Here is an 18,618-nt window from a genome sequence, read left to right as displayed (position 1 = left end):
CCCCCCCCCCCCCCCCCCCCCCCCCCCCCCCCCCCCCCCCCCCCCCCCCCCCCCCCCCCCCCGCTCCCACACTGGATGTCGGTTACTCCAATGGCATTACTGTGACCCGAACTTCGGGGTCGTGGCTGCCACCGCCCAGGATCACCCCACGCAACGGCGACACATCGGAAAAATCCCGGCCCCAGGCCAGGGTGATGTGCTCCAGCGCCGGCTGCACATTGTTGGTCGGGTCAAAATCCACCCACCCCAGCACCGGACAAAACACCGACACCCAGGCATGAGACGCATCGGCGCCGATCAGCCGTGGCTGGCCTGGCGGTGGCTGGGTCAGCAGGTAACCGCTGATGTACCGCGCCGCCAATCCCCGGGAGCGCACACAAGCGAGCATCAAATGCGCAAAGTCCTGGCAAACGCCGCGCCGCCTCTCCAGCACTTCCACCAGCGGCGTTGCCACTTGGGTCGCTTCGGCGTCGAAGGTGAATTCGCTGAAAATCTTCTCCATCAACGCCTGAACTCCCAGCAGCAATGGCCGGCCAGGAGGAAAGCAACTTTCGGAGAACTCGACGAAGTTGCGCTTCAAGTGCACGTAAGGTGATTCGAACCGGTAACGGCAGGCTTCCAGCAGTGCAGGAGAGAGCGGCTGACTGCTGTAGGTCAGTGCGTTGCAGGTCGCTTCCCAGGCTGGCGATTGATTGAAGTCCAACGATGGTCGGGCCAGCACTTCGACCGTCAGGCTGGCATTGACCAGCAACTCATCGTGCGGCCGCTCGAATGCCAACCGGGTCAGCGGATTACCAAACACGTCCAGCTCATCCCGGCGCGAGGTCGGATCGGGACTGATCTGCAATTGCTGATCGGTGCAGCGCTGCCAAACACAAGCCCGCGGCCACAGGTGCGCCAGTTGCTGGGCCAGGGACACCGGGCTGTCATAGTGATAATGGGTGTCGTGAAAAATCTGGTAACGGGCATTCATCAGACGGACACCGTGCGTTGGCTGACATCATCGACATGGGCGAAATGGCGCAAGGCCAGGCGATCCGATACTTGTCCGCTGGCATCGGCGATCTCCTGCAACAGATCGGCTAGCCCCTCTATGGCGGCGCGAACACTGGCCTCGCCAAACAGTGAGTTTTCCAGGCAACCCAGATCGAAGCGCGCCAGCCGCTCCACCAACTGCGGCAGACCTGTTTCGCGCGGCGCGCCAAAGTCGTCGTTCAAGCGCTTCAACGTGCGGGTCACCAGTTTCAACTGGAACAGCACCGCGTGAGGGTTCTGCTCGTCGAGCAACAACAGGTCCAGCACCGGGATCAATTGCGCCACCGCCAGATACCGCGAGCGGTAAGTGATGCTGCTGTTGCCCAGCTCCAGCAGCCATTCCAGCCCGGCCTGATCGAAAGTCCCGGCGCCCCGCAGAAACGCCGCCAGACTGCCGCTGAGAAACTGCAGCCGTTCGATCCGCCGACCGATCATCAGGAAACGCCAACCTTCGTCCCGGGTCATGTCGTCGAGGGCAAAACCGGACAGCGCCGCCAGCGACATCACCAGTCGGTTGAGGAAATCCAGCAGCTCGCCGAAATCCGGCTCTTCGGTTTCCAGTTCCATGGCCTCGCGCTGCAATTCCACCAGCGCTTGCCAGTTCTCTCGCGAGAGCTTGCCGCGTACTTGCGACGCCGCCCACTGCAAGCGTTGCAGGTTGGAGCGCAGGCTGAACGGCCAATCATCGCCGAGCAGCGCCGCCAGCAACCGCTCCGGTAACTCGCCCTCCTCCGGCAACAGATTCAAGCGTTCACCGAGATCGACCGCCGCCTCCAGGGCTTGCGGATCATCGCCATCGACATAGCGCGCGAGCATGATGCGCAGCAATCGCGCGCTGTCATCGCAGCGCTCGCAGTAACGGCCGAACCAGAACAGGTTCTCGACCACCCGCGACGGCAGATACGGATCGCGTCGCACCAGATCGTGAACGCCAATATTGCGCTGGGCTTTCCATTGTTCGCCGCTGGGCGGGCGATCGCCCAACACCCAAGTGTCCTTGCTTGCACCGCCGCGCTGCATCGACACCACTTCGGCGTCGGCTTCGGCGGCAACCCGGGTCAGCCCGCCGGGCAGTACCCGATAGCCATCCCGACTGGCCACCGCATACACGCGCATGCCAATGGCCCGTGGTTGCAACTGACCACCTTCGGCCTGCCAGATCGGCGCCTGAGACAGTTGCGCCAATTCTTGCGCAACATAGGCGTAAGGCCGTGCCTGCATGCGCTCGGCCAGTGCCTGGCGCTGTTTTTCACTCAAGTCACGACCAAACACCGGGGCGAAGCTCTGAGAAGGAAACGCTGGTTTGATCAGCAGCTCCGGCAGCTTCTCCAGGGCCTGGGCCAGCACCGGCGCTTCACCGCACCACCAGGTCGCGATGGACGGCAGAATCAGCTCTTCACCGAACAGATACTGATTAATCTTCGGCAGGAAACCCAGCAACCCCGGTGACTCCAGCACGCCGCTGCCGAGGGCGTTGGCCACCAGCACCCGGCCCTGACGCACCGCTTCGAGCAGCCCCGGCACGCCGAGGGCCGAGTCGGTGCGCAGCTCCAGCGGGTCGCAGAAATCATCGTCGAGCCGGCGCATGATCGCGTGGACCCGACGCAACCCGCTCAAGGTTTTCAGGTAGACCGTGGCATCCCGGACGGTCAGGTCGCCGCCCTCTACCAATGGATATCCGAGCTGGCGAGCCAGGTACAGGTGTTCGAAATAGCTTTCGTTGAAACGCCCCGGCGTCAGTAGCACCACCAGTGGCGCTTCGTCATCGCTCGGCGCCTGACGAGCGAGCGTTTCCTGGAGCGTGCGAAAGAATCCGGCCAGGTGCTGAACCTTCAAATCGCGGTACAGCTCGGGAAAGGCTCGGGACACGATGGTGCGGTTTTCCAGCGCGTAACCGGCACCGGATGGCGCTTGAGTCCGGTCCGCCGTCACCCACCAGCGACCGTCAGGGGTGCGCGCCAGATCCACGGCGTACAGATGCAAAAAGGCCCCGTCGGGCGGCGAAATGCCCTGACACGGCCAGAGGAAGTTGTTGTGACCGAACACCAGCTCAGCCGGCAGCAGGCCTTCGGCGATCAAGCGCTGAGGGCCGTACAAATCCGCCAGCACAGCATTGAGCAAGCGCGCCCGCTGGGCGATCCCGGCCGATAACTGTTCCCACTCATCGGCGTCAATCACATGAGGCAGCAGGTCCAGCTCCCATGGTCGGTCAGCGCCCTTGGGGTCGGCGTAGACGTTATAGGTCACGCCGTTTTCCTGGATCTGTCGGGTCAGCAGCGCCTGACGCTGCACCAGTTGCGCTGGCGTGCTGCGTTGCAATTGATCGAACAGCCGCCGCCAGTGCGGGCGCACGGCGCCGCTGTCGTCGAGCAGTTCGTGGTAAGTGCCCGCGGTCAGCGGGTAGCGGTCAAGCAGGTCAGGCATGGAAAGCTCGGCAGACAGCAAAGAACGGTCAGACTAACGCAGGCTCATGACGCCCGGATATACGAAAAATCCGAGCGTCGCGTACGGTTTAGAAACGTCGCAAATCGAGAGTCATCGGCAGCTCGTCGTTAATTTCCAGATTCGGTGTAGGAAGTTTCCCCGGCGTGTGTCCGAGACGGAAGAAACGCGCCATCCGCCGGCTCTCGGCCTCATTGGCGTTCACCGGCAAGCTGTCGTAGTTGCGCCCGCCCGGGTGGGCGACGTGGTACTGACAACCGCCCAGCGAACGCCCCATCCAGGTGTCGAGCAGGTCGAACACCAGCGGCGCGTGGACCGGGATGGTCGGTTGCAGGCAATTGGCCGGTTGCCAGGCCCGAAAGCGTACGCCGGCGACGAACTCACCGACCCGCCCCGTGGGTTGCAATGGCACCGGGATGCCGTTGCAGGTCAGCAGATAACGCTGGGGCGGCAGGCCGCTGAGCTTGACCTGCAAACGCTCCAGCGACGAATCCACGTAACGCACCGTGCCACCTGCAGCGCCTTCCTCGCCGAGGACATGCCAAGGCTCCAGCGCCTGACGCAATTCCAGCTGGATGCCGCTGACGGCGTAGTCGCCGACCTTGGGGAAACGGAATTCCAGATGCGCCGCGAACCACTCGGCCCGCACGGGGTAACCGGCGGCATTGAGGTCGACGATGACGTCAGCAAAATCCTGCTCGATAAAGTGCGGCAACAGGAACCGGTCGTGCAACTCTGTACCCCAGCGCGCCAGTTTCGGCGGCGCATAAGGCTCGCGCCAGAACCGTGCCACCAGCGCCCGCAGCAACAATTGCTGAGCCAGGCTCATGCGCGCATGGGGCGGCATTTCAAAGGCTCGCAGTTCCAGTAATCCGAGGCGCCCGGTGGCGCCGTCCGGCGAATAGAGTTTGTCGATGCAGAACTCAGCGCGGTGGGTGTTGCCGGTCACGTCGATCAGCAAATTGCGCAGCAAGCGATCCACCAACCAGGGTGGACACTCCTCGCCCGGCTTCGGCATCTGTGCGAAGGCGATTTCCAGCTCATACAGCGAATCGTTGCGCGCTTCATCGACGCGCGGTGCCTGGGACGTCGGGCCGATGAACAATCCGGAAAACAGGTAGGACAAGGATGGATGGTTGTGCCAGTAGCTGATCAGGCTGCGCAGCAAATCCGGACGGCGCAGAAACGGTGAGTCAGCCGGGGTCGCGCCACCCAAGACGAAATGGTTGCCGCCGCCGGTCCCGGTGTGCCGGCCGTCGATCATGAACTTCTCGGTGGTCAGTCGAGTCTGGCGCGCCTCTTCGTAAAGAAACTCGGTGCGCTCCACCAACTCATCCCAGGTGGCGGACGGCTGGACGTTGACCTCGATCACGCCCGGATCCGGAGTAATGCGAAAATTGCTCAGGCGCGGATCGCTCGGCGGTTCATAGCCTTCCAGCAATACCGGGCAATGCAGCTCCTCGGCGGTGGCTTCGATGGCGGTGACCAGTTCCAGATAGTCCTCGACCCGCTCCAGTGGTGGCATGAACAGGTACAACCGGCCTTCTCGCGCTTCGGCGCAGAAGGCGGTGCGGGTCAGCCAGTCGGCGGACTCGTCGATCCTCGGCGCACGCTCTTCAGCGACAGCAGGTTCGCCATGACTCTGCAGTTGGGCGGTGTCCGGCAGCTCAGGGAAATCCTGATTCGGGTCGACTGGATGAATGAACGGATACTCCGCTGCCTTCACCCAAGGCTGCGAACCGAGTGGCAAGCGATACCCCAGCGGCGAATCCCCCGGCACCAATCGGCAATGCTCTTCCCGCAGATACCAGCGACCGCTCTGCCATTGATCACCCTTGGCGGTGCGCGCCAGCGGCAGGACCTGGCCGATAACCTTGTCCAGGCCCTGACTGAAGACTTTGCGCAGGCGCGCCCGCTCCAAAGGTTCTTCCAGCCGTGAGTCTTCGGCGCTGACGTTCTGCGGCAAAGCGCCTTCGCGCCAGAGGTAATAGAAATTGTCTTCGTAGGCTGGGAACACAAAGCGTGTCGGAACTTTCAAGCGTTCGGCGACACTCGCCAGAAAACGCCCGGCCAACTCGCCATCGGCGCCATAGTCTTCCTGCTCATCGGCAATCAGCGCGCTGTTGTGCCAGATCGGTACGCCATCGCGGCGCCAGTAGCAGTTCAGCGACCAGCGCGGCAGTTGCTCGCCGGGATACCACTTGCCCTGACCGAAATGCACCAGGCCTTTGGGCGCGTAATGTTTGCGCATGCGCTGGAACAGTTCGGCGGACAGGCGACGTTTATTCGGGCCGAGCGCGGCGGTATTCCATTCGGCGCCGTCCGGATCATCGATGGAAACGAACGTCGGCTCGCCGCCCATGGTCAGGCGCACATCGCCTTCGAACAGGTCGGCATCGATCTGCCGGCCCAATGCCTGAATCGCCAGCCATTGATCTTCGGTGTAGGGTTTTGTTACCCGCGGTGCTTCCCAAATCCGTTCCACGGACATCTCGTGGGTAAATTCGCACTCGCACGGTTCCACCAAGCCACTGATCGGTGCCGCAGAGGACGGATCAGGACTACACGCCAACGGAATGTGCCCTTCACCGGCAAACAGCCCAGAGGTTGCGTCCAGGCCGATCCAGCCAGCACCAGGCAAATAGACCTCGCACCAGGCGTGCAGGTCAGTGAAGTCCACTTCGGTGCCCGAGGGGCCGTCGAGGCTTTTGACATCGGCGGTCAACTGAATCAGGTAACCGGACACGAAACGCGCCGCCAGGCCGAGATTGCGCAGCAATTGCACCAGCAACCACGCGGAGTCGCGACAGGAACCGGAGGCATGTTCGATGGTGTATTCCGGGGTCTGTACGCCTGGCTCCATACGAATCAGGTAGCCGATGTCTTCGCTGAGGCGCTGGTTGAGCGCAACCAGGAAATCCACGCTCGGTAGCGGCGTGCGATCGATGCCCTCCAGATAGGCCTTGAATTTCGGCGTCAGGGGCAATGTTTCCAGGTATGGCGCCAGCTCTTTGCGCTCATCCGCGGCGTAGGCGAAAGGGATCTTTTCGGCGTAGGGCTCGAGGAAGAAGTCGAACGGATTGAAGACCGCCATCTCCGCCAGCAAGTCGACCTCGATCCGCAGCTCATCGGTTTTCTCCGGGAACACCAACCGCGCCAGGTAGTTGCCCTGGGGGTCCTGCTGCCAGTTGATGAAATGCTGCTCGGGCGAGACTTTCAGCGCATAGGACAGTATCCGCGTGCGGCTATGGGCAGCCGGGCGCAGGCGAACGATCTGCGGACCGAGCTCGACGGCGCGGTCGTAGCGGTAATGCGTGACGTGGTGCAATGCGACATGAATCGACACGGCGTGCCTCCTGCGAGCCTGGACGTTATCGAAAGCGGCGCAAGACTTATGCCAGAGCGGCGGTCATTGCGCTTTATCAACAGACCCCGGTGCAGTACAGCACCAAAACGGCGCCGTGGCTGCGGTTATAGTGCGGGGGCTGCACATATTTGTGGCGCACGTGTGAGGGGCGGGTGCTGAATCTACCCAACTAACGGGCTTTGTGCTTTGCAATAACAGCTTGGCGCAAGTGACGTACTTCAAGCAGCTTCTGGCGCATCTCGCGGTGACGTTTGCTGTTGAGCAGCAATAGCGCCAGCAGTGGGAACAGCAACGTCACAGCATAAATCAGGGGATGCACCTCATATGCAATGGTGGGCAATACCCCAAGAAAACAAAGGGCCAGGAGCACGACCAGAGGCCGCACCCATTGCGGGCGACCGCGCGCGACCATGAAATTGCAGTGCACGACGATGAGGGTCAGCGCGATCCCCCCGAAAAAAGAGTACTTGGCGTTGTCAGCCAACGGAAGGTTTCGAAAATAGCTTTCGAAAAACAAAGGCACCGCAAAGACCAGGGTAAAAATTGACGCGAATATTGCCCCCATGAAGACCGGGAAATACTTCGATAGAAAATTGCGAATGCTGGGCAGCTCATTCATTGCTCAGCCTCCTCGTACAGGCCTACGGCAATGGTGCGGACATTCCCCGAAATTGCACTGCCGGTAAAACCGATAGCGGCGCCCAAGGCGTCTTTTATCTGAGTGACCGTTGCATGCTTGACCTCGGTGGGTGTGAAACGCTTGGGCAATTCACCCGACAACTGCTTCAACTTGATCATCTTCGACGTCAAGCGCGGGTCGTTGATGCTCAATAGTTCTTTGGTCAGTTTGGCACGTTCCTGTCGATTCAGCCCCCTGAGCACTTCCCTGACACTTTTCCCGGTCGTGGCCTTATTCAGCCTGACCAGTTTGAGCGTTGTCAGCGTGGATGCGCCTACCCCGACCAAGGACGCAGCATCCAGCGCAATCATGGTGTACTGGTACCACTCTTCGCTGTCGAGCTCATCGTTACGGGCAGGGTTGACGATCTCATTGCGGGTCCGATAGCCGCTGGCAAAACACTGCACTGAGCTGGCAGCCGCAGCGGTATAACCGAGCGCAGCGACCACCGTACTTGCCCCTGCCGAAAATGGAATAGCCACGGAGCCACTGAGCACTACGATCCAGCCGATCACTGCACCCACGCACGATAAGCTGGTGTTGACTGCCTCACCAACCAGGCGCGATTCGCGCGGATTGTCCCGCACCTGCTGGGCGAATTGAGCCGGCGCAATGTACTTCTGCGCCTCGCGCAAAATGATTCGCTTGGGCTTGATACTGCAAATCGGCTTGAACTCGCGCAGGGTCACTACGTTGAACTCGGCGTCGATGTACACCACGCCCGCGCCGACGATTCCGGGGTCGGCGTCGATGACAGCAAACAGGCGTGGCAGGTTGATCTGGCTTTCGATGCGTTGGCGGGCCATGAACTGGGAAGGGCTGTAATCCATGCCGATGCCCGGTAAGGGGTTGCTCATGTGAATCGTCCTTGAAGATCGGGGGAGAGATCTTTATTGCCCGTGCCGCCATCATCGCGGGCAAGCCCGGCTCCCACAGGGTTTGGCGTCGTATAGGGAAATCAGTTTCCCGGGCAGCCATTGAAGTGCGCGTCACCTTAGCAAACAGGCCACACCCTCGCTTGAAAACAAAACGCCAGCACTGAGGCTGGCGTTTTGCGATAGGGGGCGAAGTTTAACGCGGCACGACTGGCTTGCGGGCCGGTTTGGGTCCCTTGCCTTTGGCCGCGTCCTTGCGCTCCTTGGCCGCCTGCTGGTTGCGGGCAAATGCCGCCGCCTTGGCCTGTTCACGCTTGTCCCACGGGTTACCGCCATCGCTGGCACGCGGTGGCAGGCCGGTGTGCTGGGTCAGGATCTTGGTGGTCTTTTCCCCGGCCACTTTGTGGCTGCCGGCCGGCGTCGAGTTCTTGCGACGGGCGCTCTGGTAGCTGTCGGTCGCCGGTTGATGCAGCGGGATCAACTGGTTCTTGCCCGGCCCGATCAGGTCGGCGCGGCCCATGCGGGTCAGCGCTTCGCGCAGCATCGGCCAGCCTTTGGGGTCGTGATAACGCAAGAACGCCTTGTGCAGGCGGCGCTGCTCTTCGCTCTTGACGATGGTCACGCCGTCACTCTTGTAAGTGACTTTGCGCAACGGGTTCTTGCCCGAATGGTACATCGCGGTAGCGGTAGCCATCGGCGACGGGTAGAACGCCTGCACCTGGTCGGCACGGAAACCGTTGCCCTTGAGCCACAGGGCCAGGTTCATCATGTCTTCGTCGGTGGTGCCCGGGTGAGCGGCGATGAAGTACGGAATCAGGTACTGCTCTTTCCCGGCTTCCTTGGTGTACTTCTCGAACATGCGCTTGAACTTGTCATAGCTGCCGATGCCCGGTTTCATCATCTGGTTGAGCGGACCTTCCTCGGTGTGTTCCGGGGCGATCTTCAGGTAACCACCGACGTGGTGAGTCACCAGTTCCTTGACGTATTCCGGCGACTCGACCGCGAGGTCGTAACGCAGGCCGGACGCGATCAGGATCTTCTTCACACCCGGCAAGGCACGGGCGCTGCGATAGAGCTGGATCAGCGACGAGTGATCGGTGTTGAGGTTTTCACAGATGCCCGGGAACACGCAGGACGGCTTGCGGCACGCGGACTCGATGACCGGGCTCTTGCAGGCGATGCGGTACATGTTCGCGGTCGGGCCGCCGAGGTCGGAAATCACTCCGGTGAAGCCTGGCACCTTGTCGCGGATCTCTTCGATTTCGCGAATGATCGACTCTTCGGAACGGTTCTGGATGATCCGGCCTTCGTGCTCGGTGATCGAGCAGAACGTACAGCCACCGAAGCAGCCGCGCATGATGTTCACCGAGAAGCGGATCATGTCGTAGGCAGGAATCTTTTCCTTGCCATACGCCGGGTGCGGAACCCGTGCGTAAGGCATGCCGAACACGTAGTCCATTTCTTCGGTGGTCATGGGAATCGGAGGCGGGTTGAACCAGACGTCCACTTCGCCATGCTTCTGCACCAGCGCACGGGCGTTGCCCGGGTTGGTTTCCAGGTGAAGCACGCGGTTGGCGTGGGCGTAGAGCACCGAGTCGCCACGGACTTTTTCCATCGACGGCAAACGGATGACCGTTTTCTCGCGGGTAAGGCGCGGGTTCGGCAGTAATTGCACGACCTTCGCTTCGTTCGGGTCTTCAACCGGCCCCTTTTCCTGCTCGATGGCACAAGCCTGGGTGTCTTGGGTGTTCACGTACGGGTTGATGATCTTGTCGACCTTTCCCGGACGGTCAATGCGCGTGGAGTCGATCTCGAACCAGTCTTTTGGCGTGTCACGACGAATGAACGCGGTGCCGCGCACATCGGTGATGTCTTCGATCTTGTGACCGAACGACAGACGCTGGGCGACTTCGACGATCGCACGCTCGGCGTTGCCGTAGAGCAGGATGTCGGCGCAGGCGTCGATCAGGATCGAGTTGCGCACCCGGTCCTGCCAGTAATCGTAGTGGGCGATGCGGCGCAGGGAGGCTTCGATGCCACCGAGCACGATCGGCACGTGCTTGTAGGCTTCCTTGCAGCGCTGGCTGTAAACCAGGCTCGCGCGGTCCGGACGTTTGCCCGCCAGGCCACCGGGGGTGTAGGCGTCGTCGGAGCGGATTTTCTTGTCGGCGGTGTAGCGGTTGATCATCGAGTCCATGTTGCCGGCCGCGACACCGAAGAACAGGTTCGGCTCGCCGAGCTTCATGAAGTCGTCTTTGGACTGCCAGTTAGGCTGGGCAATGATCCCGACGCGGAAGCCCTGGGCCTCCAGCAGCCGGCCGATGATCGCCATGCCGAACGACGGGTGGTCGACGTAGGCATCACCGGTGACGATGATGATGTCGCAGGAATCCCAGCCAAGCTGATCCATCTCCTCCCTGCTCATCGGCAGGAATGGCGCTGGCCCGAAACATTCGGCCCAGTACTTGGGATAGTCAAATAACGGCTTGGCTGCTTGCATGTCGATAACCGGTGTTGGCTTTCATTGAATTTCGCGGGCGCGGAATATAGCACAAAATTTGACCAATTCCGACGGCTATGGTCGGAAATTGCGGCGACCCCATCGCGGGCAAGCCCGCTCCCACAGGTTCGGTGTGATCCCTGTAGGAGCGAGGCTTGCCCGCGAAGTGGCCCTGTCAGGCACTACACAACTTACTCGTCGTCGAAATTGTAGCTGCCCGGCGCCAGGTTTTCGAAGCGGGTGTACTTACCGATGAACGCCAGTCGTGACGTGCCGATCGGGCCGTTCCGCTGTTTGCCGATGATGATCTCGGCGATGCCTTTATGCTCGGTTTCCGGGTGGTACACCTCATCCCGGTACACGAACATGATCACGTCAGCATCCTGCTCGATCGCTCCGGATTCCCGGAGGTCGGAGTTGATCGGGCGTTTGTTCGGTCGTTGCTCCAGGGAGCGGTTGAGCTGGGACAGCGCCACCACCGGGCAGTTGAATTCCTTGGCGAGGGCTTTCAAGGAACGGGAGATCTCGGAAATCTCGTTGGTCCGGTTGTCGCCGCCGGAACCTGGAATCTGCATCAACTGCAGGTAGTCGATCATGATCAGGGCGATGTCGCCGTGCTCACGCACCAGACGCCGGGTCCGCGCGCGCATCTCCGAGGGGCTGATACCGGCCGTGTCGTCGATGAACAGCTTGCGATCGTTCAGCAGGTTGACCGCCGAGGTCAGGCGCGGCCAATCGTCGTCGTCCAGGCGACCGGCCCGGACTTTGGTCTGGTCGATACGCCCAAGGGACGACAGCATACGCATGATCAGCGATTCGCCTGGCATCTCCAGCGAGTAAACCAGTACGCACTTGTCGCTTCGCAACACGGCGTTTTCCACCAGGTTCATTGCGAAGGTGGTTTTACCCATGGACGGACGGCCGGCGACGATGATCAGGTCGGCCGGCTGCAAGCCGCTGGTCTTCTCGTCGAGGTCGGTGTAACCGGTGGACAGGCCGGTGATGGCGTTGTCGGTGTTGAACAACGTGTCGATGCGGTCGATTGCCTTGGTCAGCAGGTCATTCACACTCACCGGGCCGCCGGTTTTTGGCCGAGCCTCGGCGATCTGGAAGATTTGCCGCTCAGCTTCGTCGAGAATCTCTTCAGCCGTGCGGCCTTCCGGGTTGAAAGCGCTGTCGGCAATTTCGGTGGCGATGCCGATCAGTTGCCGCAAGGTCGCCCGCGCACGAACGATTTGCGCATAGGCCTTGATGTTGGCGACGGACGGCGTGTTTTTCGCCAACTCACCCAGGTAGCCGAGACCACCGACTTGCGAGGTCTGACCTTCCTTGTCCAATTGCTCGGCGAGGGTCACGACGTCGATGGGGGAGTTCTGGTCGGCGAGCTTGGCGATCGCGCGGAAGATCAAACGGTGGTCATGCCGATAGAAATCGCCGTCGGAGACTTGATCCAACACGCGTTCCCAAGCGTTGTTGTCCAGCATCAAACCACCGAGCACAGCCTGTTCGGCCTCGATGGAATGCGGCGGCACCTTCAGGGCAGCGGTTTGCAGATCGTATTGCTCAGGAGCGGAAATATCGTTCATGGCCACTTGGAATTAGTTTGTAGAAAATCAGGAACCGCAGAAAGACAAAGGGCACGACCTGTAAACAGGATCGTGCCCGATGTTACCGGCAAGCACCCGAGGGTGCCAGCCGACAAGTGCTGCTTAAGCTGCTACCACGACAACGCGTACGGTGGCTTCAACTTCGGCGTGCAGGTGCACGGCTACGTCGAATTCGCCTACGTTGCGGATGGTGCCGTTCGGCAGACGAACTTCGCTTTTTGCAACTTCAACGCCAGAGGCGGTCAGTGCATCAGCGATGTCGTGGGTGCCGATCGAACCGAACAGCTTGCCTTCGTCACCAGCGGTGGCAGTGATAGTCACTTCCAGCTCAGCCAGTTGGGCGGCACGGCTTTCAGCCGAAGTTTTACGGTCTGCTGCGGCTTTTTCCAGCTCAGCGCGACGCTCTTCGAACGCAGCCAGGTTGGCAGCGGTCGCAGCGGTAGCTTTGCCGTAAGGCAGCAGGTAGTTACGACCGTAACCAGCCTTAACGTTCACTTTGTCACCCAGGTTGCCCAGGTTGGTGACTTTTTCCAGAAGGATCAGTTGCATGTGAAAATCCTCTTAACTTTTAACCTTCACCGTTCGCGTTATCGGCATCTTTCGGTGCCGAACGACCGCGAAAATCAATCAGGCTGTCGACGATGGCCAAGACCACCAGCAACGGATAGATCAGTTGCATGAACAGCAACAGCGTGACGTACAACCCCACCAGCCAGAATTTGGCCAGTCGCTTTTGCGCCACCAGCCCGTGAATCAGGGCCAGCCCGGCGAACACCAGCGGTACGCTGCACAACGGTGTCAACATGGCCATCTGCGAGCCTAAGTTAGGCCCCAGAAGCATCAACACCAGCAGCAACATCGCCGGTAAAAGCGGGATTCGGATGGCGCGAAACTCGCGACCAAAACCACCCGGGTTGTACAACAACGCCTGCCAGTAGCGCCCGACAATCAGGCTCAGCACACTGACGATTTGCAACAAGGCCGCAATCAGGCCGGTCAGGACCGGTGCAATCAGGGACGCGAAACGCGCTTGCTCGTCTACCGACAATTGCTGGTAGACATCACCGAGTAGCGACGGCATGACTTTTATCAAAGCCTGCGCCAGCATCTCGATCTGGGGCGCAAAAGCCGCTCCCAGCACCACTGAAAACACCAACCCCATCGCTATGCTGACCAGCAGCACGCGGTTCCAGGACTCGCTTGCGCGCAAAACCAACGCAAGGCTCGAAGACCCCAGCAGCACCAGAAGTGCCCGTGGGTCGTCGGAGTAAAGCCACCAGATCAACGCCGGCAGCAGCCCCAGAGCAAGAACGCCCAAGGCGTCCTTCAATCCGCGCCGCAGGAGCACAAGGCATCCTGCGGCAGCACCCAACCAATACAACAACGGCAACGTTGCGCATCCGGCCACTACCAGAGTGGCCTGCATACGGCCGCGCATGATGAACTCAGCTAAGGCGCGCATGCATTCAATCCTTTGCTACGTGTCGACTGCCCGGTCTCAGCGGCCGTGGCTGTCGGTGTAGGCCAGCAGGGCCAGGAAGCGGGCGCGCTTGATAGCGGTGGCCAGCTGACGCTGATAACGAGCTTTGGTACCGGTGATGCGGCTTGGAACGATTTTGCCGGTCTCGGATACGTAAGCTTTCAGAGTGTTGAGATCTTTGTAATCGATCTCTTTCACGTCTTCAGCGGTGAAGCGGCAGAATTTACGACGACGGAAGAAACGTGCCATGTAATAGGCTCCTCAAAAGGTCCGTGGATTACTCGTCAGCGTTATCGCTGGCGTCGCTGTCATCACCATCAACGCCTTCGGCGTCGGAGTGCTCAGGACGGTCGCGACGCTCACGGCGCTCACTGCGGTTTTCTTCAGCCTTGAGCATCTCGGATTGGCCGGTAACGGCTTCTTCGCGACGGATGACCAGGTTACGGATCACTGCATCGTTGTAGCGGAAGTTGTCTTCCAGCTCGGCCAGGGCCTTGCCAGTGCATTCAACGTTCAGCATCACGTAGTGAGCCTTGTGAACATTGTTGATTGCGTAGGCCAGTTGACGACGGCCCCAATCTTCCAGACGGTGGATTTTGCCGCCGTCTTCTTCGATCAGCTTGGTGTAACGCTCAACCATGCCGCCGACTTGCTCGCTTTGATCCGGGTGGACCAAAAAGATGATTTCGTAATGACGCATGAATGCTCCTTACGGGTTGTAGCCTGCCGCTCAAAAGCGGTCAGACAAGGAGTGAATGACACTTATGGACTTGCTTGCGATAGACACATGCGTGCCTGCCGTCACAGCAAGGGGCGCAATTGTAGAGAAGGGACAAGAGAGGCGCAAGGCAATTGGTGATTATTTGAACAACCCCAATCTTCGCCAGGCATAAATCATTGTGGGAGCGGGCTTGCTCGCGAAAGCGGAGTGTCATTCAGCACAAGTGTCGAATGTCAGACCGTATTCGCGAGCAAGCCCGCTCCCACATTAGAACTGCGTCGGATCAGGACTTTTTGCTGACAGCCTTGACGCTGCGCTGGCGCCGGGCTTCAAACAGACAGACGCCGGTCGCCACGGAAACGTTGAGACTGCTGACGCTACCAGCCATCGGCAGGTGCACCAGGTAGTCGCATAGATCGCGGGTCAGGCGACGCATGCCACTGCCTTCAGCACCCATGATCAGGATGGTCGGGCCGGTCATGTCTTGCTGATACAGACTCTGTTCAGCCTCGCCAGCCGTACCGACAACCCACAAGCCACGCTGCTTGAGCTTTTCCAGGGTGCGCGCCAGATTGGTCACCGCCACCAACGGAATCACTTCCGCCGCGCCGCAGGCCACTTTACGCACCGTCGGGGTCAACGTCGCCGACTTGTCCTTTGGAACGATCACCGCCAGCGCACCGGCCGCATCGGCCGAACGCAGGCAAGCGCCGAGGTTGTGCGGATCGGTCACACCGTCGAGCACCAGCAACAGCGGCGCGCCTTCGGTGCGATCAAGCAGTTCGTCGAGCATCGCCTCGCCCCAGACCTGGCTCGGACTCACCTCCGCCACCACGCCCTGGTGCACGCCTTCAACCCAGGCATCCAGCTCACGACGCTCGGCGTTGCCGACGGCCACGCGATTTTCGTTCGCCAACTCGATCAGCGCCTGAACCCGCGGATCACTGCGGCCTTCGGCCAGCCAGATCTGCTTGACGCGTTTTGGGTGGTGACGCAGCAACGCTTCTACAGCATGCACGCCATAGATCTTTTCCAACTGACTCATGACTTGGCCTTAGGTTTGCGCGCCCCGCCGCTTCTGGCGGCTGGAGCGGAACCCGCTTTTGGCGGGCCTTTACGGTGTTTGCTCGGTTTTGCTGGCTTGCCGCCGGAGGCCTTGTCAGGCGCCGACCGCCCGGTCTTTCCCCCAGACGCCGCTTTACCGCCGCTTTTCGCTTCAGACAGCAACGCCTGTTTCAGTTCACGACTTTTACGCAACTCGGCATTTTTTGCCGCGGCATCGCTCGGGCGATAGGCCTCGACGACTTTTTCCTTGGCAGGACGACGACCGGTTTTCGCCGGTGCCGGTTCTGCGGCGGATTTGACAGCCGGAGCAGCGGTTTCAGTCCCACGCTTCTTGCGGCCGATCGGCGCGCTGATGGTTTTTTCAGCCATCTCGAAGTCGATCTTGCGCTCGTCGAGGTCGACGCGCATGACGCGCACTTCAACGGTGTCGCCAAGGCGGAAGCTGCGACCGGTACGCTCACCAGCGAGGCGGTGGTGTACAGGATCGAAGTGGTAGTAATCGCCCGGCAGCGCGGTGACGTGCACCAGGCCTTCGACGTAGATATCGGTCAGTTCGACGAACAGACCAAAACCGGTCACGGCGGTGATCACACCCGGGAACGATTCGCCCACGCGGTCTTTCATGAACTCGCACTTGAGCCAGTTCACGACATCGCGGGTCGCTTCGTCGGCCCGGCGCTCGCTCATCGAGCACTGCTCGCCGAGCTGCTCCAGAATCGCTTCGTCGTACGGATAGATGCGCGCTTTCGGGATGGTCATCGCACCGGCACGGCGAACGTGCGGGGTGTCCATTTTCGAATGGATGACGCTGCGAATCGCTCGGTGCGTGAGCAAGTCCGGGTAGCGGCGAATCGGCGAGGTGAAGTGGGTATAGGCTTCGTAATTCAGGCCGAAGTGGCCCTGGTTATCAGCGCTGTACACCGCTTGGCTCAACGAACGCAGCATGACGGTCTGGATCAGGTGGAAATCCGGACGGTCCTTGATGCCTGCCAGCAAAGCCTGGTAATCCTTCGGCGACGGACCATCCTTGCCTTTGTGCAGGGACAGACCTAGCTCGCCAAGGAAGGCGCGCAGTTTTTCCAGACGCTCCGGTGGCGGGCCGTCGTGGACGCGATACAGCGCAGGGATTTCGTGCTTCTTCAGGAACTCTGCAGTGGCCACGTTGGCCGCCAGCATGCATTCCTCGATCAGCTTGTGGGCGTCGTTGCGAACGGTCGGACGGATTTCGGCGATTTTGCGCTCGGAGCCGAAGATGATCCGGGTTTCCTGCGTTTCGAAATCGATCGCGCCGCGCACGTGACGGGCCGCCAGCAGAACCTTGTACAGCGCGTACAGCTGCTTGAGGTGCGGCAGGACGTCGGTGTACTCACCACGGAGCTGACGCGCTTCGGTAGCTTTGGGCGTCTCCAGCATGGCACTGACCTTGTTATAGGTCAGGCGGGCGTGGGAGTGAATCACCGCTTCGTAGAAGCAGTAGTCGGTCATTTCGCCGGATTTGGAGATGGTCATCTCGCAGACCATGGCCAGGCGATCGACGTGCGGGTTCAGCGAGCACAGGCCGTTGGACAGCTGCTCAGGCAGCATTGGCACGACGCGCTCGGGGAAGTACACCGAGTTGCCACGAACCTGGGATTCGTTATCCAGCGCCGAACCGATTTTCACGTAGCTGGAAACGTCGGCGATCGCCACATACAACTTCCAGCCACCGGAGAACAGGCGCAGCTTGCCCGGTTTGGCTTCGCAGTAGACCGCGTCATCGAAGTCGCGTGCATCTTCGCCGTCGATGGTCACGAACGGCAGATGGCGCAGGTCGATGCGCTTCTCTTTGTCTTTCTCTTCGACTTCAGGCTTGAGCTTGGCGGCTTCCTTGAGCACCGCTTCAGGCCAGACGTGAGGGATATCGTAGGTGCGCAGGGCGACATCGATTTCCATGCCCGGCGCCATGTAGTTACCCACGACTTCGACCACGTCGCCTTGCGGCTGGAAGCGTGGCGTCGGCCAGTGAGTGATCTTCACTTCGACGAATTGACCGATCTGGGCATTGGCGTTACGGCCCGGCGTCACCAGCACTTCTTGCTGGATCTTCGGATTGTCCGCGACGACGAAACCGATACCGCCCTCTTCGAAGTAACGACCGACGATGGTCTCGTGGGCACGGGACACCACTTCGACGATCATGCCTTCACGGCGACCGCGACGGTCGAGGCCGGAAACACGCGCCAGGGCACGGTCGCCATCGAACACCAGACGCATTTGCGCCGGGCTCATGAACAGGTCGTCACTGCCGTCGTCCGGGACCAGAAAGCCGAAGCCGTCACGGTGACCGCTGATGCGGCCCAGGATCAGGTCGAGCTTGTCCACCGGCGCATAGGTGCCGCGACGGGTATAGATGAGTTGAGCGTCGCGCTCCATGGCGCGCAGGCGGCGACGCAGGGCTTCGATCTGGTCTTCTGTGGTCAGACCAAACTCTTCGACCAGCTGCTCGCGGTTAGCAGGCGAACCTCGATCAGCAAGGTGCTGAAGGATCAGTTCGCGGCTAGGAATAGGGTTTTCATATTTTTCCGCTTCACGAGCGGCCTCGGGATCGAGGGACTGCCAATCGGCCATTAGAGAGTTTTCACCTTGTCTATATGCGGGTTAGTTTGGCATAGGCGTAATGAAACGGGAAATTTCAGGCTATGACAGCCCATCTAAAGCCCTTTATCGACATCGCAAAGCTGATTTGAATACCACTGGAGAAATTTTCCAGGTTTTTTCGATGCCGGGGGTTTACAGTTAAAAAGACGCTCCGTATAGTGCGCGCCATCGACGACGCACACGCGCTGCCGATACTGCCCAGATGGTGAA

The 18,618-nt window shown here is 60.5% G+C and carries 13 protein-coding genes; all 13 read right to left on the bottom strand.

Going from position 1 to position 18,618, the window contains the following annotated elements; all coding sequences use genetic code 11:
- Window positions 1-82: 82 nt before the first annotated feature.
- Window positions 83-973, bottom strand: a complete 891-nt coding sequence (locus AC1RQB_RS07385; RefSeq protein WP_063341735.1) for a transglutaminase family protein — start codon at window positions 971-973, stop codon at window positions 83-85.
- The gene (locus tag AC1RQB_RS07380) at window positions 973-3,459 is read right to left on the bottom strand and encodes a circularly permuted type 2 ATP-grasp protein (RefSeq protein WP_063341736.1); all 2,487 of its coding nucleotides are present in this window, start codon (window positions 3,457-3,459) and stop codon (window positions 973-975) included. The genes AC1RQB_RS07385 and AC1RQB_RS07380 overlap by 1 nt, the downstream gene beginning before the upstream one ends.
- 88 nt (window positions 3,460-3,547) lie before the next feature.
- Window positions 3,548-6,823, bottom strand: coding sequence for a transglutaminase family protein (locus AC1RQB_RS07375; protein ID WP_063341737.1), 3,276 nt, complete (start codon window positions 6,821-6,823; stop codon window positions 3,548-3,550).
- Between the two features lie 190 nt (window positions 6,824-7,013).
- Entirely contained in the window at window positions 7,014-7,463 is a 450-nt protein-coding gene (locus AC1RQB_RS07370; RefSeq protein ID WP_063341738.1) for a hypothetical protein, read from the bottom strand.
- The gene (ssp4, locus tag AC1RQB_RS07365; protein ID WP_063341739.1) at window positions 7,460-8,380 is read right to left on the bottom strand and encodes an Ssp4 family T6SS effector; all 921 of its coding nucleotides are present in this window, start codon (window positions 8,378-8,380) and stop codon (window positions 7,460-7,462) included. The genes AC1RQB_RS07370 and ssp4 overlap by 4 nt, the downstream gene beginning before the upstream one ends.
- A gap of 214 nt (window positions 8,381-8,594) precedes the next feature.
- Complete coding sequence (locus AC1RQB_RS07360; protein ID WP_008068886.1) at window positions 8,595-10,898, bottom strand: YgiQ family radical SAM protein; 2,304 nt, start codon at window positions 10,896-10,898, stop codon at window positions 8,595-8,597.
- A 191-nt stretch (window positions 10,899-11,089) separates the two neighbouring features.
- Window positions 11,090-12,484: a replicative DNA helicase gene (gene dnaB, locus AC1RQB_RS07355; RefSeq protein WP_008068885.1), complete on the bottom strand. Its 1,395-nt coding sequence runs from the start codon at window positions 12,482-12,484 to the stop codon at window positions 11,090-11,092.
- A gap of 123 nt (window positions 12,485-12,607) precedes the next feature.
- The gene (gene rplI / locus AC1RQB_RS07350) at window positions 12,608-13,054 is read right to left on the bottom strand and encodes a 50S ribosomal protein L9 (protein ID WP_003197251.1); all 447 of its coding nucleotides are present in this window, start codon (window positions 13,052-13,054) and stop codon (window positions 12,608-12,610) included.
- A 19-nt stretch (window positions 13,055-13,073) separates the two neighbouring features.
- Complete coding sequence (locus tag AC1RQB_RS07345; protein WP_007902692.1) at window positions 13,074-13,967, bottom strand: YybS family protein; 894 nt, start codon at window positions 13,965-13,967, stop codon at window positions 13,074-13,076.
- Between the two features lie 36 nt (window positions 13,968-14,003).
- The gene (gene rpsR, locus AC1RQB_RS07340) at window positions 14,004-14,234 is read right to left on the bottom strand and encodes a 30S ribosomal protein S18 (protein ID WP_002551829.1); all 231 of its coding nucleotides are present in this window, start codon (window positions 14,232-14,234) and stop codon (window positions 14,004-14,006) included.
- A gap of 28 nt (window positions 14,235-14,262) precedes the next feature.
- On the bottom strand, window positions 14,263-14,685 hold the full coding sequence (gene rpsF / locus AC1RQB_RS07335) for a 30S ribosomal protein S6 (RefSeq protein WP_007902678.1): 423 nt from the start codon (window positions 14,683-14,685) through the stop codon (window positions 14,263-14,265).
- A 304-nt stretch (window positions 14,686-14,989) separates the two neighbouring features.
- Window positions 14,990-15,751: a 23S rRNA (guanosine(2251)-2'-O)-methyltransferase RlmB gene (gene rlmB, locus AC1RQB_RS07330; protein ID WP_008068884.1), complete on the bottom strand. Its 762-nt coding sequence runs from the start codon at window positions 15,749-15,751 to the stop codon at window positions 14,990-14,992.
- Complete coding sequence (rnr, locus tag AC1RQB_RS07325) at window positions 15,748-18,378, bottom strand: ribonuclease R (RefSeq protein WP_008068883.1); 2,631 nt, start codon at window positions 18,376-18,378, stop codon at window positions 15,748-15,750. Before rnr ends, rlmB begins: the two co-directional genes overlap by 4 nt.
- Window positions 18,379-18,618: the final 240 nt, after the last annotated feature.

It is taken from the genome of Pseudomonas sp. GW822-FHT02E03, from assembly GCF_058802325.1.
This window is presented reverse-complemented; position numbering and strand designations above follow the sequence as displayed.